The following is a 23,198-nucleotide window of genomic DNA, read 5'->3' on the forward strand; positions in this document are numbered from 1 at the left end:
GCCAATGTACTGAGCGCCGGTGCACGAGGTCACCGGCCATCCGGTGTGACGGCGCGCACGTTGCGTAACCAGGGTGCAGGCGCTGCACTGGAGGAATGCTGACGCGTATCGACCACATCGGGATCGCCTGTTTCGACCTCGACAAGACCGTCGAGTTCTACCGTGCCACGTACGGTTTCGAGGTCTTCCACTCCGAGGTCAACGAGGAGCAGGGCGTCCGCGAGGCCATGCTCAAGATCAATGACACCTCTGACGGCGGGGCCTCGTACCTCCAGCTCCTGGAGCCCACCCGCGAGGACTCCGCGGTGGGCAAGTGGCTGGCCAAGAACGGCGAGGGTGTGCACCACATCGCCTTCGGCACGGCGGACGTCGACGGGGACGCGGCGGCCATCCGTGAAAAGGGTGTGCGGGTTCTGTACGACGAGCCCCGGATCGGCTCGATGGGGTCCAGGATCACCTTCCTGCACCCGAAGGACTGCCACGGTGTGCTGACGGAACTGGTCACGTCGGCTGACCCCGCCTCAGCGGAGCACTGACCTCCGGATTCCTGGCCCGGTAGAGTGGGCGGCTCCGGGCCGGGGCCGGTCGGGGGCCGCGTCCTGCGCGGCCGTCGAAGTCGGGGTATCCGATCTGCCACCATTTCCCGGGGGGCCGTTCGCCGGGGAACGGTTCACGCAGGTGATATCGCGACCAGGGTTGGGGTCTCCCCTGCTCGAAGAGCTCGGGGAAGGATGGGACCGCGCAGTGCGGGGCTACGAACGCCAGGAGAGCCACCGAGCTGAAGACGACCATCTCTCGCGGTTCGAAGCCGAGATGGAGCGGCTGAAGACCGAGCGGGAGAAGGCCGTCCAGCACGCCGAGGACCTCGGTTACCAGGTCGAGGTCTTGCGTGCCAAGCTGCACGAGGCGCGTCGCGCGATCGCCTCCCGGCCCGCGTACGACAACGCCGACATCGGCTATCAGGCCGAGCAGCTGCTGCGGAACGCGCAGATCCAGGCCGATCAGATGCGCTCGGACGCGGAGCGCGAGCTGCGTGACGCCCGGGCCCAGACGCAGCGGATCCTCCAGGAGCACGCCGAGCACCAGGCGCGGCTCCAGGCGGAGCTGCACGCCGAGGCGGTGCAGCGCCGGCAGCGGCTCGACCAGGAGCTGGCCGAGCGCCGGCAGACCGTCGAGTCGCACGTCAACGAGAACGTCGCCTGGGCCGAGCAGCTGCGTGCCCGTACGGAGTCCCAGGCCCGCCGGCTGATGGAGGAGTCCCGCGCGGAGGCCGAGCAGTCGCTCGCCGCCGCCCGCGCGGAGGCCGCCCGGCTCGCCGAGGAGGCCCGTCAGCGGCTCACCGCCGACGCGGAGAACGCCCGCGCCGAGGCCGAGGCGCTGCTGCTGCGCGCCCGCAAGGACGCGGAGCGGCTGCTCAACGCGGCGTCCACGCAGGCCCAGGAGGCCACCAGCCACGCCGAGCAGCTGCGCTCGTCGACGGCCGCGGAGGCGGAGCAGGCCCGCCAGCAGGCCACGGAGATGTCCCGGGCCGCCGAGGCACGTGCGCAGGAGGCGGACCTCAGGCTCCGCGAGGCGCGGGTGGAGGCCGAGAAGGCCCTGGCCGAGGCCAAGGAGGCGGCGGCCAAGCAGCTGTCGTCGGCCGAGGCGGCCAACGAGCAGCGCACCCGTACGGCCAAGGAGCAGGTGGCCCGGCTCGTCGGCGAGGCGACCAAGGAGGCGGAGACTCTCAAGGCGGATGCCGAGGACAAGCTCCGCGAGGCCCGCGCGGAGGCCGAGAAGCTGGTCGCGGAGGCCTCGGAGAAGGCCCGGAGCACCGCCGCCGAGGATTCCGCGGCGGCCCTGGCGAAGGCCGCGCGCAGCGCCGAGGAGGTGCTGACCAAGGCGTCCGACGACGCCCGGGAGACCACCCGCAAGGCGTCCGAGGAGGCCGAGCGGATCCGCCGCGAGGCCGAGACCGAGGCGGACAGGCTGCGTTCGCAGGCCGAGGAGCAGGCGGACGAGCTGCTCGGTTCGGCGAAGGACGACACCAAGGAGTACCGCGCCAAGACGGTCGAGCTGCAGGAGGAGGCGCGCCGGCTGCGCGGCGAGGCCGAGCAGCTGCGGGCCGAGGCGATCGCCGAGGGCGAGAAGATCCGTGGTGAGGCCCGGCGCGAGGCGGTCCAGCAGATCGAGGAGTCGGCGAAGAGCGCCGAGGAACTGCTGACCAAGACGAAGGCCGACGCGGCGGAGCTGCGGGCCGGGGCGAGCGCGGAGAGCGAGCGGGTCAAGGCCGAGGCGGTCGAGCGCGCCCAGACGCTGCGCACGCAGGCCGAGGAGACGCTGGAGCGGACCCGTGCCGAGGCCGAGCGGCTGCGTGCCGAGGCCGAGGAGCAGGCCGAGTCGGTCAAGGCGGCGGCCGACCGGGACGCGGCGGAGACCCGCGAGGAGGCCGCGCGGGCGGCGGCAGCGCGGCGGGCCGAGGCGGCCGAGGAGCTGACCCGGCTGCACGCCGAGGCCGAGACCCGGGTGGAGAACACCGAGCGGGAGCTCGGCGAGGCCCGTGTGGAGGGCGAGCGTCTCCGCCGCGAGGCCGCGGAGGAGACGGAGCGGCTGCGCACCGAGGCGGCGGAGCGGATCCGTACGCTCCAGGCGCAGGCGGAGCAGGAGGCCGAACGGCTGCGCGCGGAGGCGTCGTCGGACGCGTCGACGGCGCGCGCCGAGGCCGAGAACGCGGCGGCACGGCTGCGCACCGAGGCGTCCGCGGAGGCCGAGCGGCTGAAGTCGGAGGCCCAGGAGACCGCGGACCGGGTACGGGCCGAGGCGGCGGCCGCGGCCGAGCGGGTCGCGGCGGAGGCCGCCGAGGCGCTGTCCGCGGCGCAGGAGGAGGCCAACCGGCGGCGCCGGGAGGCCGAGGAGACGCTGGCGTCGGCCCGTACCGAGGCCGACGGCGAGCGGGCGCAGGCCCGTGAGCAGAGCGAGGAACTGCTGGCCTCCGCCCGCAAGCGGGTGGAGGAGGCGCAGGCCGAGGCGCAGCGGCTGGTCGAGGAGGCCGACGCGCGCGCGACCGACATGGTCACGGCCGCCGAGCAGACCGCGCAGGAGGTGCGGGACTCCGTCTCGGGGCTGCGGGAGCAGGCCGAGGAGGAGGTCTCCGGGCTGCGCAGCGCGGCCGAGCACGCGGCGGAGCGCACCCGGACCGAGGCGCAGGAGGAGGCGGACCGGGTCCGCGCCGACGCGTACGAGGAGCGGGAGCGGGCCACCGAGGACGCGAACCGGATCCGGGCCCGGGCGACGGAGGAGGCGGAGGCCGCCGCGTCGCTGGCCGAGCGGACGGTCGCGGACGCGATCTCCGAGTCGGAGAAGCTGAAGTCGGACACCGCGGAGTACGCGCAGCGGATCCGTACCGAGGCGACGGAGTCGCTGGCGCAGGCCGAGCAGGACGCGGCGCGCACGAAGGCGGAGGCCCGGGAGGACGCGAACCGGATCCGTTCCGAGGCGGGCGAGCTGCTGACGGCGGCGCGTGCGGAGGGCGAGCAGACCCTCGACGAGGCGCGCCAGGCGGCGGACAAGCGCCGCTCGGACGCGGCGGAGCAGGCAGACCAGCTCATCGGCGAGGCGACCGCCGAGGCCGAGCGGATCGCCGCCGAGGCGGCGGAGCTGCGGGCGGCGGCGGAGCAGGACGCACAGCGGCTGCGGGCCGAGGCGGAGCAGGTCAGGGCGGACGGCGAGGCGCACGCCGAGGCGCTGCGGGCGGCGGCCCTGGCCGATGCCGAGCAGGTCCTCGACGAGGCCCGGCAGACCGCGGACAAGCGCCGTGCGGACGCCGCCGAGCAGGCCGACCAGCTCATCGGCGAGGCGACCGCGGAGGCCGAGCGGATCGCGACCGAGGCGACCGACGAGGCGGAGCGGCTGCGGGCCGAGGCCGCCGAGACGGTGGGCCAGGCTCAGCAGGCGGCGGAGCGGATCCGCGCCGAGGCGGAGCGGGCCAAGGCGGACGCGGAGGCGGCCGCCGAGCAGATGCGCTCGGAGGCGCGGTCCGAGGCGGACCGGACGCTGGACGAGGCCCGCGAGGCCGGCGCCAAGAAGCGTTCGGACGCGGCCGAGCAGGCCGACCAGCTCATCGCCAAGGCCCAAGAGGAGGCGCTGCGCGCCACCACCGAGGCGGAGACGCAGGCGGACACGATGGTCGGGGCGGCCCGCAAGGAGGCCGAGCGGATCGTCGCCGAGGCGACCGTCGAGGGCAACTCGCTGGTGGAGAAGGCCCGTACGGACGCGGACGAGCTGCTGGTCGGGGCGCGCAGCGACGCGACGGCCATAAGGGAACGCGGCGAGGAGCTGCGGGCCCGGGTCGAGGGCGAGATCGAGGAGCTGCACGAGCGGGCGCGGCGCGAGACGGCCGAGCAGATGAAGACGGCCGGCGAGCGTGTCGACAAGCTGGTGAAGGCCGCGACCGAGCAGCGCGCCGAGGCCGAGGAGAAGGCCAAGGAGCTGCTGTCCGACGCGAGTTCGGAGGCGAGCAAGGTCCGCATCGCGGCGGTGCGCAAGGCCGAGGCGCTGCTCAAGGAGGCCGAGCAGAAGAAGGCCTCGCTGGTCGGCGAGGCGGAAAGGATCAAGGCGGAAGCGGAGCGCGAATCGGAGAAGATGATCTCCGACGGTCAGCGTGAGCTGGATGTGCTGGTGCGCAGGCGCGAGGACATCAATGCCGAGATCTCCCGTGTCCAGGACGTTCTGGAGGCGTTGGAGTCTTTCGAGGCTCCGGCGGGCGGCTCGAGGAACGCCGGCGCGAAGGATGACGTCAAGGCGGCCGCTTCGGCAGGGGCCACCCGTTCGAGTGGCAAGTCCTCGGAGGGCTAGCCACTCAAAAGGCTGGACATTCTCCAGATCAAACGGGCATACGCTCGATGACACGCCGCTCGGACCCCTAGGATTCCCCCTAACACCTCACCGGTCTCATTCGACAGGAACCCCATGAGCGACACATCCTCCCCCTTCGGCTTCGAGCTCGTGCGGCGTGGTTACGACCGCGGTCAGGTGGACGACCGCATTACCAAGCTCGTCGCCGACCGTGACAGTGCTCTGGCCCGGATCACCTCTCTCGAGAAGCGCATCGAGGAGCTGCACCTCGAGACGCAGAACGCCCAGGCGCAGGTGACCGACGCCGAGCCGTCGTACGCCGGCCTCGGCGCCCGCGTCGAGAAGATCCTCCGTCTCGCCGAGGAGGAGGCGAAGGACCTGCGCGAGGAGGCCCGTCGCGCCGCCGAGCAGCACCGCGAGCTGGCCGAGTCGGCCGCCCAGCAGGTGCGCAACGACGCCGAGTCGTTCGCCGCCGAGCGGAAGGCGAAGGCCGAGGACGAGGGCGTCCGGATCGTCGAGAAGGCGCAGGGCGAGGCCAACTCGCTGCGTGCCGAGGCGCAGAAGGACGCGCAGTCGAAGCGTGAGGAGGCGGACGCCCTCTTCGAGGAGACCCGCGCCAAGGCCGCCCAGGCGGCCGCGGACTTCGAGACGAACCTGGCCAAGCGCCGCGAGCAGTCGGAGCGCGACCTGGCCTCCCGTCAGGCCAAGGCCGAGAAGCGCCTCGCCGAGATCGAGCACCGCGCCGAGCAGCTTCGCCTCGAGGCCGAGAAGCTGCGCACGGACGCGGAGCGCCGGGCCCGCCAGACGGTGGAGACCGCGCAGCGCCAGGCCGAGGACATCGTGGCCGACGCGAACGCCAAGGCCGACCGGATCCGCAGCGAATCGGAGCGCGAGCTCGCCGCGCTGACGAACCGCCGCGACTCCATCAACGCCCAGCTGACGAACGTCCGCGAGATGCTGGCCACGCTGACCGGCGCGGCCGTCGCCGCGGCGGGTTCGCCGATCGACGACGAGCCGGCGACCCGCGGCGTCCCGGCACAGCAGACCCGCTGACCTGTCGCGGTAGCAAGTACGGCGCCGAAAGCCCTCCGTCACTCCGGTGGCGGGGGGTTTTTCGCGCCCTTAGCTTGGTACGCATGATCGAGCTCGAGGGGCTGACGAAGAGGTTCGGGACGAAGACGGCGGTCGACCAGCTCTCCTTCCAGGTGCGGCCCGGTGTGGTCACCGGTTTCCTGGGGCCGAACGGGGCGGGCAAGTCGACGACGATGCGGATGATGCTCGATCTGGACAACCCGACGAGCGGGACGGTCCGGATCGACGGACGGCACTACCGGGAGCTCGAGGAGCCCCTGAAGTACATCGGTGCGCTGCTGGACGCCAAGGCGATGCACGGCGGCCGGAGCGCGTACAACAACCTTCTCTGCCTCGCCCAGTCGAATCGTATTCCGGCCGCCCGGGTCGGCGAGGTGCTGGATCTGGTCGGTCTGACGGCGGTGGCGAAAAAGAAGGTGAAGGGGTTCTCGCTCGGTATGGGCCAGCGGCTCGGCATCGCGTCGGCGTTGCTCGGGGATCCCGAGATCCTGATGTTCGACGAACCCGTCAATGGTCTGGACCCCGAGGGAATTCACTGGATCCGCAATCTGATGAAGGCGCTGGCCGCGGAAGGCCGGACGATCTTCGTATCCAGCCATCTGATGAGCGAAATGGCGCTGACCGCGGATCACTTGATCGTGATCGGGCAGGGGAAGCTGCTCGCCGACACGTCGATGGCCGATTTCATCCATCAGAATTCCCGAAGTTATGTGCGCTTGCGCTCCCCGCAACGGGAACGTCTGCGGGATGTGCTGCACGAGAACGGATTCCGTCCGGTCGAGGCCGGCAGCGGCACCCTGGAGGTGGACGGCGCGAGCACGGAGCAGCTGGGCGAGCTGGCCGCCCAGCACCATCTGGTCCTCCATGAACTGAGCGCCCAGCGCGCCTCCCTGGAGGAGGCGTTCATGCAGATGACGGCGAGCGCGGTGGAGTACCACGCGCACGGCACGGACGTGCACGGCGACACCGGCAGCGCGCGGCAGAGTCCCCGCTGGGGCGAGAGCTACCAGGGCAAGGGGGCCTGAACGATGGCATCGGTACCCGCGGTCCTGCAGTCCGAGTGGACCAAGATCCGTACGGTCTCCTCCACGACCTGGACGCTGGCGAGCGCGCTGCTGGTGACGGTGGCGATGAGCGCGGCGCTGTGCGCGCTGCTGAGGTCCACCTTCGACGACCTCTCCGAGGCGGAACGGGCCACCTTCGACCCGACCTTCGTCAGCTTCTCCGGGATGGTGCTCGGGCAGCTGGCGATGGTGGTCTTCGGCGTCCTGGTGGTCGGCACGGAGTACTCCTCCGGCATGATCCGCACCTCCCTCGCGGCGGTTCCGCAACGGGCCACGTTCCTGTTCAGCAAGATCGCGGTGGCGGGCACGCTGGCGCTGGTCGTCGGCATGCTGACCAGCTTCCTGTCCTTCTTCCTCGGCCAGGCCCTTCTCGGCGAACACCGCACGACCCTCGGCGCGGACAACGTGCTGCGCGCGGTGGTCGGCGGCGGCCTCTACATGGGCCTGATCGCGCTGTTCTCGATGGGCGTGGCCACGATGCTCCGCTCCTCGATGCTCTCCCTCGGGATCCTGGTCCCCTTCTTCTTCCTGGTCTCCCAGATCCTCTCCGCGGTCCCGAAGGCCAAAGAGGTGGCCCTGTACTTCCCCGACCAGGCCGGCTCCAAGATCATGCAGGTCCTCCCCGACGCCATGAACCAGGAGGAAGCCCCCTACGGCCCCTGGGGCGGCCTCGGCATCATGCTCCTCTGGGTCGCGGCGGCCCTCCTGGGCGGCTACCTGGTCATGAAGAAACGCGACGCCTGAGGGAAGCCGCCCGGGGGCGGAACGAAGACGCCCGAGCGACGCGGCGCGACGCCTGTTCGTCCCTTACGGACTGGGCTCGGACGTCCGGGGCGCCGGCAGCGGCGGCGCCCCCTCGTCGAGGAGCTCGTCGAACCGCGCCCAGCCGTGCCAGGCCCAGACATCGGTGTTCATGTCCGGCTCCAGCGGCACGAACCGACCGCGCTCGAAGTCGTCCCCGTCGAGGTCGAACCAGCGCTCGTCGACCACCTCGGTGCCCAGACCCACCGTCCGGGCGGTGAGCCGCACGAGCAGCTTCGCGCCGACCGACCGGCTCAGGTCCTTGCCCTGGATCTCCTTGACCGGCAGGGCGGCCACCGGGGCGTCCACCGGGATCCATACGGTGAACGGGGCGCCGCGCTCCACGGCCAGCCAGGACCGCTCGTCGGCCGGCTCGCCCTTCTCGTCGAGGACCTTCAGCCACTTCTTGTAGACGACCAGGCTGCCGTCGTGGGGCGACAGCTCCAGGTAGCGCAGATGGACGCGGGCCCGCAGGTCGACGACCGAGAGGTTGTCGAGGTGGTTGTAGAAGCGCACGGCGATGATCGCGTCGTCGCTGTCGACGTGCTCGCGTGCGTAGCCGGGGAAGTCGGCGGACCAGGCGTGCGAGATGCTGGCCCGCTTGCGCCAGATGAACGGCCGAAGGGCGAACAACTTGATCAGGACGATGCCGAGCACCACGGCGGGGACCATCGCCCCGGTTACCGAGGCGAGCGTGGCCAGCAGCTGCTGCACGATGCTGTCCGGGTGCGGAGCGAGGTTGTCGGTGCCGACGCAGGCCCGCAGGGCCGTGAGGGTGCCGTTGAGCAGGCCTTCGACGTCGGCGAACCGGTCCCTGACACTGCGTGGGGACCGCTCCGTCAGCGTCCAGACGACGGTGATCACCAGGGCCAGGGTCAGCAGGGCGCCCAAGGCCATCAGCATCAGCACGTGAACGGGTCGCTCGGCGATCCACCATCGAACTGAGGTCCGGTATCTCGGGTGCGGCCGAGTTCTCCCGAACCACCCTGGCACCCACATCAACTTTCTTCTCCCCCAAAGAAATTGAGTCGTACTCAGCAGTATTCTGCCCGACTCCGCGGCGTGACGGCAGAACCGGGGAGAGGGTCCCGTAGGCTCGACGGGGGTAGATCTGCCAGGGAAGGTTCTGCCGCCGCACGACCAACCCGAGGGGCCCATCGTGAAGGACCGCAGTCTCCGAGCGCTCGGCCTGGACGGTGTGCCGGCCGTCCAGCCGCTCACCTATCCCGGCCGACCCGCCACCGAGCCCTCTCTCCTCAACGGGGACGTTCTGCTGCAGCTGGGCGTGCGCCCGATGAGGCTGGGCGACTGGTACGTCGAGGAGGCCCAGGAGCGGGAGCGCCGCCGGCTCGACGAGACCCTGTCGCGGCTGGGGCAGGCGCCCACCGGCCGCCGTCACCCGGTGATCGCGGTCGGGTCCAACGCCTCCCCCGGCCAGGTCAGTCACAAGCTGTCCCGGATGAACCTCCCGACTACCGTGCCGATGGTCCCGGTACGGGTCCGCGGCATCGGAGTCGGCTGCTCCGGCCACATCAGCCCGGCGGGCTACGTCGCGGGCACGCCGTACATCGACCCGCAGGCCGAGTCGACGCTGGTGGTGGCCTGGCTGGACGCACAGCAGCTGAAGGCCGTCGACGACACCGAGTTCCCCGACTACCAGCGGGCCATCCTGCCCGGCGACGCGTTCGACATGACCATGCCTTCCGGGGAGCGGCTGGGCGGCGCGTACATCTACTTCAGCGCACACGGTGTGCTCGCCCGGCCCGACGGGCGGCCCCACCCCGGCGGGGGCGACCAGTCGGAGCTGCTCGCCGAGCTGCTCGCCGGCTCCGCGCGACTGCGCGAGCTGCTGGGGCCGGACCCCGTCTCCTGGGTCGCGCGCGCCGGCGCCGATCGGGAGGTCCGGGAACAGGGCACCAGGATCTTCGGCAAGGAGGGCTGGGTGCTGCCGCAGACCGATTTCCTGCCCTACGTGGACGGCTCGCCGACGGTCCGGCTGTACGACGATCTGCCGCCGCTGTCCGGATCCCTGCCGGTTCGGGCTTCCGCGGAACCGTAAAGGCACCGATAGGCTCCTCACTCGTACGGGGGCCTTGGGCCGAGGGCCACTGCCCCGATACCGACCTGACCTGTCGATGGGGCTGGAGAATGATCGAGGCAGTCGGCCTGACGAAGCGCTACGGCGACAAGACGGCCGTGTACAACCTTTCCTTCCAGGTGCGGCCGGGGGCCGTCACCGGCTTTCTGGGGCCCAACGGGTCCGGGAAGTCGACGACGATGCGCATGATCCTCGGGCTCGACAACCCCACCTCCGGCTCGGTAACCATCGGCGGGCACCCCTACCGGCAGCTGCCCAACGCGCCGCGGCAGGTCGGGGCGCTGCTCGACGCGAAGGCCGTGCACGGCGGGCGGAGTGCGCGCAATCACCTGCTGTCGCTCGCGCAGCTGGCCGGTATCCCGGCGCAGCGGGTGGACGAGGTGCTCGGGGTCGTCGGGCTGCAGGACGTGGCGCGGCGGCGGTCCAAGGGGTTCTCGCTCGGCATGGGGCAGCGGCTCGGCATCGCGGCCGCGCTGCTCGGGGACCCGCAGGTGCTGCTGTTCGACGAGCCGGTCAACGGGCTCGACCCCGAGGGGATCCTCTGGGTGCGCAACCTCATGAAGAAGCTCGCCGCCGAGGGGCGGACGGTGTTCGTGTCCAGTCACCTGATGAGCGAGATGGCGCTGACCGCCGACCATCTGATCGTGATCGGCCGCGGCCAGCTCCTCGCGGACATGACCGTCCCGGCCTTCATCTCGGCCAACTCCGCGGACTTCGCCCGGGTGCGCACCCCCCAGGACGCCCCCGAGCAGCGCGAGAAGCTGACCGCCGCGCTGACCGAGGCCGGCGGGCAGGTGCTGTCCGAGCGGGACGGCGCGCTGCGGGTGACCGGCCTGCCGCTGCCGCGGATCAGCGACCTGGCGCACGGCGCGGACGTACGCCTCTGGGAGCTCTCGCCGCACCAGGCGTCCCTGGAGGAGGCGTACATGCGGCTGACCCAGGGCGCCGTCGACTACCGGTCCACCGAGGACCAGCTGGCCGGCCTCCAGCCGCCGCAGCCCGCGTACGGGCACACCCCGCCGCCGGCCCCGGTCGTCCCCGACGTGCCGCAGCAGGGCTGGTACGCCCCGCCCCCGCCCGGACAGAACCCGTACGCGACCGACCCGAGCGCGAAGCGGACCGACGACCACCCCGAGGACGCCCGATGACCACCCCGTACGCGCAGCAGGGCAGCGCCTCGTACGTCTCCCCCATCCCGGTCCGCCGGGCCCACCTCGGCGACGCGCTGGCCTCCGAGTGGACCAAGATCCGGTCCGTCCGCTCCACCCTGTGGACGCTGGGCGTGCTCGTGCTGCTGATGCTCTCGATCGGCCTCGGCGTCGGCGCGATCGTCGCCGCCTCCGGCGTCGACCCGGAGAACGAGCCCGCCCTCGGGCTCGGCTTCTTCGGCATGCTGCCCGGTTCGATCTGCGTGATCACGCTCGGCGTGCTGACCATCGCCTCCGAGTACGGCACCGGCATGATCCGCACCACGCTGACCGCCTGCCCGAGCCGCGGCCGGGTGCTGATCGCCAAGGCGATCGTCTTCTTCCTGCTGGTCTTCGCGATCACCACCGTCACCGCGACCCTGGTCGCCGTGGCGCAGTACGCGATGATCGGCGGCCCCGAGCCGAGCGCCTCGGCGTGGCTGCGCGCCACCGTCGGGGCCGGCTTCTACGTCGCCACGCTGGGCCTGCTCGCGCTCGCGGTGGGCGCGGTGATCCGGCACTCGGCCGGCGCCATCACCATCATGATCGGACTGCTGCTGCTCCCGCTGGTGGCGGCGCTGTTCATGTTCTCGGAGCCCCTGAAGGACGTTCAGGAAGCGCTCTTCACCTACGCGATCCCCTCGCAGATGCTCGCGCTGTACGCCGACGTCCCGCCGCTCGGCACCGACGGCCCGGCGGGCTGGGAGCCGGTCGGGATCCTCGTCGCCGTCACGGCGCTCGCGTTCGGCGGGGCGTACGCGGCGCTGCAGAGCCGGGACGTCTGACCCGGCGCGTCCGGCGCGGGGCGTCTGACCCGGGACGTACGCCCCCCGGGCTCAGTGGCGCGGTGCGCTGCGGGACCGCTGCACCCTCGTGGTGCGGCGGTCCTTCGCGTTCCAGCAGGCCTTGTGCCAGTGCCGCCGGTCGTCCACTCCCCCGTACTCCGGCCACGCCACCACGTGCGGCGCGCCGGGCGGGATCTCCTGGTCGCAGCCGGGGCAGCGGTACCGCTTGCCCGGCGCACTCGCGCCCGCCACGTGCCGGACGTTCCACTCCTCGCCCTGCCACGACTCGGTGCGCTGCGCACCGCCGTACCGGTCGCCCGCCTCGCCCTGCTGAGCTGCCGGATTCTCGCCGCCTTTGGAGCGGTTGCGACGCGGGGACACGGAACACCTCACAGGGCAGGGGACGGCGGACGATTCCCTCCAGCGTACGGGCCGCCGCCGGCCGCTCCGGCCCACCCGGACGGCCGGGTTACCGGAAAATCGCAACAACTTCCCGCGCGGCCGTTGCCTTTGGCACGTGTCAGACGTTGATGCAGTTACGAGGGGGAGAACCGCGTCGGCCGCGAGGAGGCATAAGGCGATGCGCGTGGGTACGTTTGTTCTGGCCGCCCAGTTCCCGGGGCAGGGTCCCGGGGAGGCGTTGCACCGGGCGGTGCGCACGGCCGAGACGGCCGAGGAGTCCGGGCTGGACTCGGTCTGGCTGGCCGAGCACCACTTCGTCCCGTACGGCGTGTGCCCGTCCGCCGTCACACTTGCCGCGCTGCTGCTCGGGCGGACCCGGCGGATCCGGGTCGGCACGGCGGTGAGCGTGCTGCCGACGGCCCATCCTGTGGCCCTCGGCGAGCAGGCGGCGCTGCTCCATCTCACCTCCGGCGGCCGGTTCACGCTGGGCGTGGGCCGGGGCGGGCCGTGGGTGGACCTGGAGGTCTTCGGCGCGGGGCTCGCGGCGTACGACCGGGGCTTCCCGGAGTCGCTGGACCTGCTGCTCCGCTGGCTGAGCGAGCCCCGGGTCGGGGCGGACGGCGAGCGGTACGCGTTCCGCGAGGTGGCGGTCGTGCCGCGGGCGGACGAGGCGGTCGGCGGCGAGGACGGGCCGGAGGTCGTCGTCGCCTGCACCTCGCCGAACAGCGTGCGGCTGGCCGCCGAGCGCGGGCTGCCGATGCTGCTCGGGATGCACTGCGGGGACGAGGACAAGGCGGAGATGGTCGCCGCTTGGCGCCGCTTCGCGCGGGACGCCGGCCGCAGTGCCGGGGAGGTCGAACGGATCGGGCGCGGCCATGTCTCGGCCGGGGTCGTGCAGCTCGCGGAACGCACGGCTGACGCCGCGGAGACGCTGCTGAAGGCGATGCCCGGCTGGCTGAAGCAGGGGCTCGACGCGCATGTGACCGTGGACGGCCGGTACCGGTCGATGCGGGACCCGGTGGCGTACACGGAGCTGCTGTGCGGACTGCACCCGGTGGGCACGCCCCGCCTCGCGGCCGACCGTCTCGCGGCGACCGCCGAGCGGACCGGCATCACCCGGTTCGCGCTGCTCGCGGAGGGCTCCGGCGACCTGGCGGCGACGGAGGAGAACGTACGGCGGCTGGGCGCGGAGGTCCTGCCCCAGCTGACCTGAGAGCCCCGGCCGGCCTGAGCACCGCAGCCGGCCTGAGCACCACAGCCGACCTGAGCGCCGCAGCCGACCCGAGGACCGCTCTCCCGTGCGGGAAGACGAATGCCGCCGCTCCGACACCGGACGGATCTCCCCCGTCGGGACCTCCCCCGGTGAGGGAGCGGCAGCACAAGACATCAGCAGTCGCGCAGTTCCGGCGACTGGTTGAGCAGCTGCCCCCGTACGGAAGTGAAGCGGGCGAGCCGCTCGTCCGCCGAGGCGTCCAGCGGGAAGACCGCCACGCGGTGGCAGTTCTGGAAGGCGAGACGCACCCCGAAGTGCCGCTGGAGCGCACCACGGATCGCGTCACTCGCCAGCGCACGCAGCAGCTGGCCACGTGCCTGCTCGCTCGGCGGCGGCGTCTGGTTGTCGGCGAACTCTCCGCCGTCGACCTTCAGCTGTGCCACCAGAGAGCTGATCATCTCCCACGCGTAGGGCAGGGAGGTCCGGACGCAGTCGACGAAGTCGGCTTCGTCGACCTCGCCTCGCTCGGCCTGTTCCAACAGCGCCGGTGAGACGTCGAGCGACATGGGTTCTCCTCTCGCGACCCCGCCCGGAGCGGGGTCTTACGGGCAGGGACGGAGGACCCCCGTACGCAACGCAGAGTGCACGGGCGGCGACCTCCTGCATCCACGGTAAGCGTGGTGTCCTGACCGCACCAGGAGATTGGGACCACAACCGGCCAATAACGAACGGGAGTTTAGGGCCGAATCGCGCGGAAGAGCGGCTGTCTTGTAGCGTTGCGCACCATGCGTCTCGTCATTGCCCGTTGTTCCGTGGACTACGCGGGCCGGCTCACCGCCCATCTGCCCTCCGCCCCCCGCCTGATCCTGGTCAAGGCCGACGGCAGCGTCTCCATCCACGCGGACGACCGCGCGTACAAACCGCTCAACTGGATGTCTCCGCCGTGCACCCTCAAGGAGGGCGTCGACGGCGAGGAGGGCGTCTGGACCGTGGTGAACAAGGCAGGCGAGAAACTGATCATCACGATGGAGGAGATCCTGCACGACTCCTCCCACGAGCTCGGGGTCGATCCCGGCCTCATCAAGGACGGCGTGGAAGCGCACCTCCAGGAGCTCCTCGCCGACCGGATCGAGACGCTCGGCGAGGGCTACGCGCTGATCCGCCGCGAGTATCCGACGGCGATCGGCCCGGTGGACATCCTGTGCCGGGACGCGGACGGGGCGACGGTCGCCGTCGAGATCAAGCGACGGGGCGAGATCGACGGCGTCGAGCAGCTGACCCGGTACCTGGAGCTGCTCAACCGCGATCCGCACCTCGCGCCGGTCAAGGGGATCTTCGCGGCCCAGGAGATCAAGCCCCAGGCCCGCGTCCTGGCGACGGACCGCGGCATCGGCTGCGTGGTCCTGGACTACGACGCCCTGCGCGGCATCGAGGACGACAAGCTGCGGCTGTTCTGAGCCGCGGTTCCACAACGGGGACGGCCCCCGTCCGGCGAGAGCCGGACGGGGGCCGTCGTGCGTCGCGGGCATGTGCCCGCCGCCCGTGGGCGGAGCAACGGGCTCCCCGCGGCGGGCCGGGTCGTCAGACGCCGGTGGGGCCACCAGCGGTGGAATCGGTGCTGCCGGTCGTGGTGCCGCCGTCGGTGGTCGTACCGCCGTCCGTCGTGGTGCCGCCGTCCGTCGTCGTACCGCCGTCCGTCGTCGTACCGCCGTCGGCGGTACCACCGTCCGCCGTACCACCGTCCGTGGTGCCGCCGTCCGCCGTGCCACCGTCGGCCGTACCGCCGTCGGCGCCGCCAGACGGTGTGCCGCCGGACGGGCTGCCCGTCGCAGTGCCCCCGGTGGACGAGCCACCGGTCGTGGAACCGCCCGTGGTGGAGCCACCGGTCGTCGGGGAGCCGGGCTTGGTCGAGGTACCGGCCGTCGACGAGGGGCTGCTCGGCTTCGTCGAGGCGGAGCCGCCGGTCGCGGTGCCGGTCTTGCCGTCGCCCGTCGGGGAGCCGCTCTCGCCCGGGGTCGCCTCGCCGGAGGCGCCGGGGCTCTCCGGGTCGTCCGTCGCGTCCGGCTCGTCCGCGTTCAGGCCGCCGTCGCCGTCCTCGCTCGCCGTCCGGTCCGAGGTGACCTGGTTCGAGCCGGGGTTCTCGTCGCCGTTGCCGGAGGTCGCGCCCAGAGTGACCACCGTGCCGAGGACGGCCACGAGCAGCGCGCCCGCGCCCGCGGCGACCAGGTTGCGGCGGGTGCCCAGGAAGCCGCCGCGGCGGGAGCCGTCGGACGGCTCGGACTTCGCGGCGCCGGCGAGGGCGTCCGGGCGGGTGATGATCGTCGGGCCGTCGTCCGGGAAGTGCGCGACGGCCGGGAACGGCGAGCGCTCCTTCGCCGTGGACGCCGGCGCGGCGTCACCGACGCCCGGGGTCCCGGCGGCGGGAGTGAACGGTTCGTCGAAGAGCGCGCCGGAGACCTCCAGCGGGGTGCCCGCGAGGTCGGCGGCCAGGGCGAGCGCCCGACGGCCGGCCAGGGTGCCGCGCTTGTCGGCGAGCGCGCCGCGCAGCGCGATGGACGCCTCCAGCTCGGCGCGGGCACGGTCCGGGTTGCCCGCGCAGAGCGCGAGCACGCCCAGCTCGTGGTGGAAGTACGCCTCCTCCGCGACCTCGCCCGCGATCCGGGCGGCCTCCTGGCCGGCCCGCAGGGCCCGCTCCCAGGCGGCCCAGTGCAGGCCGGCGGCGAACACCGGCGCGGCGCTGCGGGCGAGCAGCACGGCTGCGCTCGCGTGCCCGGCCTCCTCGCTGGGGACCAGCGCGGACAGCGCGGCGATCAGCGCGTCCGACTCGGCGGCGGCGCGCTCGGGGGTGACGGAGGGGTGTCCGGCCCACCAGGCGTAGTGCTGGGCGACGGTGTGGGCGCGGGCCGCGGTGTCCTCGGCGTACCCGGTGGCGACGAGCTGCGTGAGGACGCCGGTGGCGAGCCGGTACCGGGAGCCGACGGGGCTGAGCAGACCGCAGCCGGTGAGCTCGCCGAGCGCGGCGTCGGCGTGCGTGTCGCCGACGAGCGCGGGCAGGTGGGCGGGGTGCGGGACCTCACCGCCGAGGGAGACCGCGAACCGCAGGGTGTTCTGGGCGGACTCGCTGAGCCGGGAGGCGAGCAGGGCGGCCGGCGCGGCGCCCTCGCCGAGGGTCGGCAGCGGGACATCGGGCGCGTCGGCCGCGCCGGATATGCCGCCGTGGATCCGGCTCCCGTGGCCGGGGCCCCGGCCCTGGCCGGCGTCCTGGCCGCCGTCCTGGCCGGGCCCGCCGAAGGCCTCGTCGAGCGCGCCGAAGGCGTCGAACTCGTCGAAGGCCTCGTCCTGCTCGGTCCCGCCCCGCAGCCGGTCGCGCTGCCGCAGCAGCGCGCCGGCCTGGACGAAGCGCAGCGGCAGGCCCTCGGACTCGAACCACAGGTCGCCGGCCCAGTTCGCCTCTTCGTCGGTGAGCGGGCGGCCGACCGCGGTCTCCAGCAGATCGAGCGCGGCGGCGCGGCCGAGGCCGGCGAGGAGGACCTCCTCGACGTGGGACTCGGCGGAGGGCGCGGCGACTTCGGGACCGGCGGCGAACAGGTAGGCGCACTCGGGGGTGGCGGTGAGCAGCTCGTCGAGCGCGGCGCCGCCGAGTTCGAGGTCGTCGACGACCACGACCGCGCCGATGTCGCGGACGAGGTCGAGCATGTCGGCCCGGTCGGGGCGGTGCGCGGGGGCGTGCAGCACCGTGGCATGGAGCTCGTGCAGCAGCTCGGCGGCGGTGCGGTGGTGGCCGGAGAGGCGGACGACTCCGTCGGGGGCGAGGTCGGCGCAGTCCGCGGCGACCTCGTCGAGCAGCCGGGTGCGGCCGGATCCGGACGGGCCGGTGACGCGGACGGAGCGGCCCCGGGAGAGCAGCTGGACGAGCTGTTCGCGCTCCTCCTGGCGTTCCAGGAGCGGCATGCGCGGCACGGCGGGGCCGGGCGGTACGGGCGGGGCGGCGGCGCGGGCGCGGTCGGCGCGCTCGTCGGCGGTGCGGCGGCGGGGCCGCCCGGGTATCTCTCCGGGCGGGCAGGCCACGATCTCGCTGCCGTCGACCGGGTTGACGGTCAGCAGGAGGTCACCGGCGACGAGCCGGACGGTGCGGGAGACCGCGGGTGCGGACTGCCCGAAATCGGACGTCAGGGGCTCGCGCGAGCCCCGCCGACCGCCGGTACCCGCACCGGTGCGGTCGTCGTCCTTGCCGTACTCCTCCGGTCCCCGGTTCATCGGGTCCATGTCGAAAGCCCCCAAAAAGCGGTGCGCGCCGAGCCCCTCCCGGCCGATCTGCACGCTCGCTGTCGCTTCGGGTCCGGTGCCGGCCGGGTGGGTATGTCATTCGGCAGGCGACCGAACCCTAGACCTTGGGACAGTATCCACGCACGCCCGGGGTACCACCCCGCCCGTCACGTCACGGTCCGGTGAGGATTGAGCGGGACGCCTGGTTCACACAGGTGCTTCACACGTACGCGTGCTCGGCACCCGAGGTGTCTCAGACGCGCGGCAGGGACTCCGCCGCGAGCCCGCCCTCGATGGCGAGGATGCGGTGCAGCCGCGTCGCCACCAGCAGGCGCTGCATCTGGGGTGGCACCCCGCGCAGCACCAGCCGGCGGCCGCAGCGGCCGGCCCGCCGGTGCGCGCCCATGATGACTCCGAGCCCGGTGGCGTCCCAGGAGTCGAGACCGGTCAGGTCCAGGACCAGATCCCCGTCTCCGTCGTCGACGGCCGAGTGGAGGACCGTACGGGCGTCCGCCGCGCTGCGGACGTCGAGGCGGCCCCCGACGACCAGCTCGACGTGGTCGCCCCTGATGTGCATATGCGCTCCCCGAGAGTGCTCCGTCTATGCAACAACTGACTGCCGTACGGGCAGAAGCGTTGCGCCTTGTAAGCGAACCGAGACCGAATTCACCCGTCGGGGTGATGGCGGATCAGTACGTGTAGAACCCCTGCCCGCTCTTGCGGCCGATGTCACCGGCGTCCACCATCCGGCGCATCAGCTCCGGCGGGGCGAACTTCTCGTCCTGGCACTCGGTGTAGATGTTGCCGGTGGCGTTGACGAGGATGTCGACGCCCGTCAGGTCGGCGGTGGCCAGGGGGCCCATCGCGTGCCCGAAGCCGAGCTTGCAGGCGATGTCGATGTCCTCGGCGGTGGCCACGCCCGACTCGTACAGCTTGGCGGCCTCGACGACGAGCGCCGAGATGAGGCGGGTGGTGACGAAGCCGGCCACGTCGCGGTTGACGACGATGCAGGTCTTGCCGACCGACTCGGCGAACTCGCGGGCGGTGGCGAGGGTTTCGTCGCTGGTCTTGTAGCCGCGGACCAGCTCGACGAGCTGCATCATCGGGACCGGCGAGAAGAAGTGGACGCCGACGACGGCCTCCGGGCGCTCCGTGACCGCGGCGATCTTGGTGATCGGGATGGCGGAGGTGTTGGAGGCGAGGACCGCGCCGTCCTTGGCGATCTTGTCGAGCGAGCGGAAGATCTCGTGCTTGACCTCGAGCTTCTCGAAGACTGCCTCGACCACGATGTCCGCGTCGGCGACCGCGTCGAGGTCCGTCGTCGGGGTGATCCGGGCGAACGCGGCCTCGGCGGCGTCCGCGTCGAGCTTCCCCTTGGCGACGAACTTGTCGTACGAGGCCTTGATGCCGTCGGTGCCGCGGGTCAGGGCCGCGTCGGTGACGTCACGCAGCACGACGTCCCAGCCCGCCTGGGCGGAGACCTGCGCGATTCCGGACCCCATGAGTCCGGCCCCGATGACGGCGAGCTTCCTGGCCACGTGTTTCCCCTTAACGACTGTTCACCGATGACTCCTCGGCGGACATTAGCGGTCGCGGAGCGCCATGTGACCCGGAAGTAATGCGCGTCACGCCCGGTTTGACGGACGTCACACCGACGACACCCCGTACGGGCGGCGGTCAGTCGCGCACGGCGTAGCCGAGGACCTTCTCGCCGAGCAGTTCCTCGATCTCGTCGAGGAGCGCGAGCGCCTCGCGGGAGACGGTGGTGGCCTTGCGCCCGGCGGTCATCTCGCGGGTGATGTAGCCGACGACGGCGTTCTCGATCCAGGCGAGCTGCCCGCCCACGAGCAGCGGCAGCGGGTCGTCGTCGGACGCCCCGGTCTCCTCGCGCAGGACGGCGACGACGGCGTCGTGGACCTGGTGCTGGACGTGGAAGAGCCGGGCCTTGAGGGTGGGCGCGTCGTCGATGACCCGCATGAAGGCGTCGAAGCCGTCCATGAGTCCGTACGCGGGCGAGACGGCACCGATGTCCTGGCGCAGTTCGCGCAGCACCGCGTCGGCCGCGGACTCGCCCTTGTCGCGGCCGCGGATCATCCGGGCGAGGCGCTGGGTCACGCCGTCCATCCGGTCGAGGAAGAGGTCCTCCTTGGCCGGGAAGTAGTTGTAGACGGTGTTGACGGAGACGTCCGCCGCCTCGGCGATCTCCGCGATGGTCACCGCCGCGAAGCCGCGCTCCAGGAAGAGCCCGGTGGCGATGTCGGAGATCCGCTGCTTCGTCTCGCGCTTCTTGCGCTCCCTGAGTCCCTCGGCCATGCCCTCATCCTAGAGCCCCTGAAATTTTGGTGACGTTGCAAAATTTCAGTGACTCTGTTTTTGTGGTCGTCATGGCAATCATCAGCACGGCCGGGCTCGCCCGGACCTTCCGCACGAAGAACGGCGAGGTGGAGGCCGTTCGCGGCATCGACCTGACCGTCCAGCCGGGCGAGATCCTCGGCTTCCTCGGCCCCAACGGAGCGGGCAAGACCACCACGCTGCGCATGCTGACCACGCTGCTGCCGCCCACCGGCGGCGCCGCGACCGTCGCCGGGCACGACCTGGTCCGCGACCCGGCGGGAGTGCGCCGGCGGATCGGCTACGTCGCCCAGTCCGGCGGGGTCGACCCGCAGGAGACGGTGCGCTCCGAACTCGTCCTGCAGGGCCGGCTCTACCGGCTGACCGCGGCCGGGGCTGCGGCGCGCGCCGAGGAGCTCGCCCGCGAGCTCGACCTCACGGACCTCCTCGACCGCGGCACCGCCGCGCTCTCCGGCGGCCAGCGGCGCCGGCTCGACCTCGCGCTGGGACTCGTCCACCGGCCGGAGATCCTCTTCCTCGACGAGCCGACGACCGGACTCGATCCCGGCAGCCGGGCCGACCTGTGGGCGCTGGTGCGGCAGCTGCGCGACGAGCACGGCACCACCGTCTTCCTCACCACCCACTACCTCGACGAGGCCGACGCGCTCTCCGACCGGCTGGCGGTCGTGGACCGGGGCGTCGTCGTCGCGGAGGGCACCCCGGCCGGCCTCAAGGCCGCGCACGGGGCGGACACCCTCCAGGACGCCTTCCTCACCATCACCGGGCGCGGCCCGGCCCCCGTCGACACGACCCCCGTAGCCGTTTAGGACTCACCGTGCTTCTCCACGACACCGCGATCGTCTTCGGGCGCTATGCCCGCCAGACCCTGCGCTCCCCGTTCCAGATCTTCTTCGGCACGCTGATGCCGCTGCTGTACCTGTTCCTCTTCGGACCGCTGCTCACCGGGCTGCCGCTCGGCCGCAGCGGCGACTCCTGGCAGATCCTCGTGCCCGGGCTGCTGCTCCAACTCGGCCTCTTCGGGGCCTCGTTCGCCGGCTTCTCGATCATCATGGAGAAGAACTGGGGCGTCCTGGAGCGGATGCGGGTCACCCCGGTCAGCCGGCTCGGCCTGCTGCTCGGCCGGCTCCTGCGCGACGCCTCGCTCTTCGTCTTCCAGGCCGTCCTGCTGGTCCTCGCGGCCCTCGCGATGGGCCTGCGGGCGCCGCTCGGCGGCATCCTGATCGGCTTCGCGTTCGTCGCGCTGCTCACCTTCTCGCTGGCCTCGCTCTCCTACGCGCTGGCGCTGAAGCTGCGCACCCCGCAGGAGTTCGGGCCGGCGATCAACACGCTGGCGATGCCCGCGATGCTGCTGTCCGGGCTGATGCTGCCGATGGCGCTCGCGCCGGGCTGGCTGGACGTGCTCTCGCACCTGATGCCGTTCCGCTACCTGGTGGACGCGGTCCGGGACGCGTACGTCGGGCAGTACACGTCGAGCGGCATGCTGTACGGGGTGCTGGTCGCCGTCGGCCTGACGGCTCTGTCGGTGACCATCGGCACACGGACGTTCCAGAAGGCCTGACCGTAACTACGCTGGTCGCATGGTCAATCTGACGCGCATCTACACCCGCACCGGCGACCAGGGCACCACCGCCCTGGGGGACATGAGCCGGACCGCCAAGACCGATCTGCGGATCTCGGCCTACGCCGACGCCAACGAGGCCAACGCCGTCATCGGTACGGCCATCGCCCTCGGGCAGCTCGACGAGGAGGTCGTGAAGGTCCTCGTCCGCGTGCAGAACGACCTGTTCGACGTGGGCGCGGACCTCTGCACCCCGGTGGTGGAAGACCCGAAGTACCCGCCGCTGCGGGTCGAGCAGTCGTACATCGACAAGCTGGAGGCGGACTGCGACGCCTTCCTGGAGCAGCTGGACAAGCTCCGCTCCTTCATCCTCCCCGGCGGCACCCCCGGCGCGGCCCTGCTGCACCAGGCCTGCACGGTGGTCCGCCGGGCGGAGCGCTCCACGTGGGCGGCGATCGAGGCGCACGGCGAGACCATGAACACCCTGACCGCCACCTACCTGAACCGCCTCTCAGACCTTCTCTTCATCCTGGCCAGGACGGCGAACAAGGAGGTCGGGGACGTCCTGTGGGTCCCGGGCGGGGAGCGCTAGACCGGAGGCCGGACAGGCCCCTGCCGGGGGTCGAACAAGGAGGTCGGGGACGTCCTGTGGGTCCCGGGCGGGGAGCGCTGACGGCTGCTCGGGCGTCGGGGCCTTCTTGGGCCAGAGCGCGTAGCTGAGGGCGATCAGGCCGTGGATGCCGACGGCCCGCCAGGCCCCGTACATCCACATCTTCAGCGAGGACGTGTCGCCGTCGTCCCCGACGTACCACATCGCGCACAGCAGGAGCGCGGTCGCGACGGCGCCGCCGATCAGGGTGCCCAGCCAGATCCGGCCCTCGTGGCGGGCGCGGGCCATGCCGTACTTCGGGGGCTTCGGCGGCGGCGGGCCGCCCGCGAGGCGATGGGCGGCGTGGCCGTCGAGCCACTTCACGGTGCGGTGGCCGTGGCCGACGGTGTAGCCGATGTACAGCGCGGCGAGCCCGTGCTTCCAGTCCGGGGCCGCGCCGTTCTTCAGGTCGATGGCCGTCACCACGAGCAGCACGACCTCCAGGAGCGGCTCGCACAGCAGCAGGGCCATGCCGAGGCGCGGCATCTTCAACAGGTAGCGGCTCGCCAGCCCGGCGGCCAGCAGCACCCAGAACCCCACCTCACAGATCACGATCAGCCAGAAGATCACGGCCGAACACCCCTCTCACTGCCCCAAGGCCCGCGCGCCCCGCGGAGGGCGCCGACCCGGACGTCGGCCACGCCCCGGCCGGCGGTCCGGGGGTTGTCTCCCGGGAAGGCACGGTCCACTTCGCAGATCACGATCAGCCGGAAGATCACGGCGGTACACCCCTTTCGGTTCCCCCGTGCCCGCGCGCCCCGTGGAGGGCGCCGACCCCGACGCGGGTCAGGCCCCGGCCGGGGGTCCGGGGGTTGTCCCCCGGGAAGGCACAGTTCTCAGCCTCCCGTGCCATCGGGCCCGTCTCGTCGTCGGCGGTGACGAACCTCGGCTACATCCT

General features: G+C 72.3%; 20 protein-coding genes and 1 pseudogene. 13 read left to right on the plus strand and 8 right to left on the minus strand.

Going from position 1 to position 23,198, the window contains the following annotated elements; all coding sequences use genetic code 11:
- The first annotated feature begins 95 nt into the window (after positions 1-95).
- The 5 genes from mce to R2D22_RS11710 all read left to right on the plus strand — a co-directional run bounded on the left by mce (position 96) and on the right by R2D22_RS11710 (position 7,733).
- Positions 96-536, plus strand: a complete 441-nt coding sequence (gene mce, locus R2D22_RS11690) for a methylmalonyl-CoA epimerase (RefSeq protein WP_318103032.1) — start codon at positions 96-98, stop codon at positions 534-536.
- A gap of 208 nt (positions 537-744) precedes the next feature.
- Positions 745-4,833: a polarized growth protein Scy gene (gene scy / locus R2D22_RS11695; RefSeq protein WP_318103033.1), complete on the plus strand. Its 4,089-nt coding sequence runs from the start codon at positions 745-747 to the stop codon at positions 4,831-4,833.
- Positions 4,834-4,947: 114 nt separating this feature from the next.
- A complete protein-coding gene (locus R2D22_RS11700; protein WP_158990544.1) occupies positions 4,948-5,886 on the plus strand; it encodes a coiled-coil domain-containing protein in 939 nt (312 codons plus the stop codon).
- Positions 5,887-5,969: 83 nt separating this feature from the next.
- A complete protein-coding gene (locus R2D22_RS11705; protein WP_318103034.1) occupies positions 5,970-6,950 on the plus strand; it encodes an ABC transporter ATP-binding protein in 981 nt (326 codons plus the stop codon).
- Between the two features lie 3 nt (positions 6,951-6,953).
- A complete protein-coding gene (locus tag R2D22_RS11710; protein ID WP_318103035.1) occupies positions 6,954-7,733 on the plus strand; it encodes an ABC transporter permease in 780 nt (259 codons plus the stop codon).
- Positions 7,734-7,796: 63 nt separating this feature from the next.
- Here the strand turns inward: R2D22_RS11710 and R2D22_RS11715 are convergent, their stop codons facing one another.
- Entirely contained in the window at positions 7,797-8,681 is an 885-nt protein-coding gene (locus tag R2D22_RS11715) for a hypothetical protein (RefSeq protein WP_318103036.1), read from the minus strand.
- Between the two features lie 268 nt (positions 8,682-8,949).
- Between R2D22_RS11715 and R2D22_RS11720 the strand changes: the two genes are divergently transcribed.
- The 3 genes from R2D22_RS11720 to R2D22_RS11730 all read left to right on the plus strand — a co-directional run bounded on the left by R2D22_RS11720 (position 8,950) and on the right by R2D22_RS11730 (position 11,860).
- Positions 8,950-9,849 (plus strand): hypothetical protein, encoded by a 900-nt coding sequence (locus R2D22_RS11720; protein ID WP_318103037.1) that lies wholly within the window; start codon positions 8,950-8,952, stop codon positions 9,847-9,849.
- Between the two features lie 89 nt (positions 9,850-9,938).
- Positions 9,939-11,036 carry an ABC transporter ATP-binding protein gene (locus R2D22_RS11725; protein ID WP_318103038.1) on the plus strand — a complete coding sequence of 366 codons (1,098 nt, stop codon included), beginning with the start codon at positions 9,939-9,941 and terminating at the stop codon, positions 11,034-11,036.
- Positions 11,033-11,860: an ABC transporter permease gene (locus tag R2D22_RS11730; RefSeq protein ID WP_318103039.1), complete on the plus strand. Its 828-nt coding sequence runs from the start codon at positions 11,033-11,035 to the stop codon at positions 11,858-11,860. The genes R2D22_RS11725 and R2D22_RS11730 overlap by 4 nt, the downstream gene beginning before the upstream one ends.
- A gap of 51 nt (positions 11,861-11,911) precedes the next feature.
- On the opposite strand, the gene R2D22_RS11735 is transcribed toward R2D22_RS11730, so the two are convergent.
- A complete protein-coding gene (locus R2D22_RS11735) occupies positions 11,912-12,241 on the minus strand; it encodes an ATP/GTP-binding protein (protein ID WP_318103040.1) in 330 nt (109 codons plus the stop codon).
- A gap of 199 nt (positions 12,242-12,440) precedes the next feature.
- Here R2D22_RS11735 and R2D22_RS11740 point away from each other — a divergent pair, with 199 nt between their 5' ends.
- Positions 12,441-13,475, plus strand: a complete 1,035-nt coding sequence (locus R2D22_RS11740; protein ID WP_318103041.1) for an LLM class flavin-dependent oxidoreductase — start codon at positions 12,441-12,443, stop codon at positions 13,473-13,475.
- A 173-nt stretch (positions 13,476-13,648) separates the two neighbouring features.
- Here R2D22_RS11740 and R2D22_RS11745 read toward each other — a convergent pair whose 3' ends face one another.
- On the minus strand, positions 13,649-14,041 hold the full coding sequence (locus tag R2D22_RS11745; protein ID WP_318103042.1) for an SCO5389 family protein: 393 nt from the start codon (positions 14,039-14,041) through the stop codon (positions 13,649-13,651).
- A 219-nt stretch (positions 14,042-14,260) separates the two neighbouring features.
- Here R2D22_RS11745 and nucS point away from each other — a divergent pair, with 219 nt between their 5' ends.
- Positions 14,261-14,932, plus strand: a complete 672-nt coding sequence (nucS, locus tag R2D22_RS11750) for an endonuclease NucS (protein ID WP_318103043.1) — start codon at positions 14,261-14,263, stop codon at positions 14,930-14,932.
- A 124-nt stretch (positions 14,933-15,056) separates the two neighbouring features.
- Here the strand turns inward: nucS and R2D22_RS11755 are convergent, their stop codons facing one another.
- The 4 genes from R2D22_RS11755 to R2D22_RS11770 form a co-directional block, all read right to left on the minus strand.
- Positions 15,057-17,741 carry an ATP-binding protein gene (locus R2D22_RS11755; RefSeq protein WP_318103044.1) on the minus strand — a complete coding sequence of 895 codons (2,685 nt, stop codon included), beginning with the start codon at positions 17,739-17,741 and terminating at the stop codon, positions 15,057-15,059.
- Positions 17,742-17,994: 253 nt separating this feature from the next.
- Positions 17,995-18,318: an STAS domain-containing protein gene (locus tag R2D22_RS11760; RefSeq protein WP_318103045.1), complete on the minus strand. Its 324-nt coding sequence runs from the start codon at positions 18,316-18,318 to the stop codon at positions 17,995-17,997.
- Between the two features lie 112 nt (positions 18,319-18,430).
- On the minus strand, positions 18,431-19,279 hold the full coding sequence (locus R2D22_RS11765; RefSeq protein ID WP_318103046.1) for a 3-hydroxyacyl-CoA dehydrogenase family protein: 849 nt from the start codon (positions 19,277-19,279) through the stop codon (positions 18,431-18,433).
- A gap of 139 nt (positions 19,280-19,418) precedes the next feature.
- Entirely contained in the window at positions 19,419-20,054 is a 636-nt protein-coding gene (locus R2D22_RS11770; RefSeq protein WP_318103047.1) for a TetR/AcrR family transcriptional regulator, read from the minus strand.
- 71 nt (positions 20,055-20,125) lie between these two features.
- On the opposite strand from R2D22_RS11770, the gene R2D22_RS11775 reads away from it, so the two are divergent.
- The 3 genes from R2D22_RS11775 to R2D22_RS11785 are packed head-to-tail and all read left to right on the plus strand — an operon-like array spanning position 20,126 to position 22,243.
- On the plus strand, positions 20,126-20,899 hold the full coding sequence (locus R2D22_RS11775; protein ID WP_318103048.1) for an ATP-binding cassette domain-containing protein: 774 nt from the start codon (positions 20,126-20,128) through the stop codon (positions 20,897-20,899).
- An 8-nt stretch (positions 20,900-20,907) separates the two neighbouring features.
- Positions 20,908-21,651 carry an ABC transporter permease gene (locus tag R2D22_RS11780; protein WP_318103049.1) on the plus strand — a complete coding sequence of 248 codons (744 nt, stop codon included), beginning with the start codon at positions 20,908-20,910 and terminating at the stop codon, positions 21,649-21,651.
- A gap of 19 nt (positions 21,652-21,670) precedes the next feature.
- Positions 21,671-22,243, plus strand: coding sequence for a cob(I)yrinic acid a,c-diamide adenosyltransferase (locus R2D22_RS11785; RefSeq protein WP_318103050.1), 573 nt, complete (start codon positions 21,671-21,673; stop codon positions 22,241-22,243).
- Positions 22,244-22,327: 84 nt separating this feature from the next.
- On the opposite strand, the pseudogene R2D22_RS11790 reads toward R2D22_RS11785, so the two are convergent.
- A pseudogene (locus tag R2D22_RS11790) lies at positions 22,328-22,870 on the minus strand (hypothetical protein); the annotation flags it as partial.
- Positions 22,871-23,198: the final 328 nt, after the last annotated feature.

The sequence above is a fragment of the Streptomyces sp. HUAS YS2 genome, assembly GCF_033343995.1.
GTDB lineage: Bacteria > Actinomycetota > Actinomycetes > Streptomycetales > Streptomycetaceae > Streptomyces > Streptomyces solicathayae.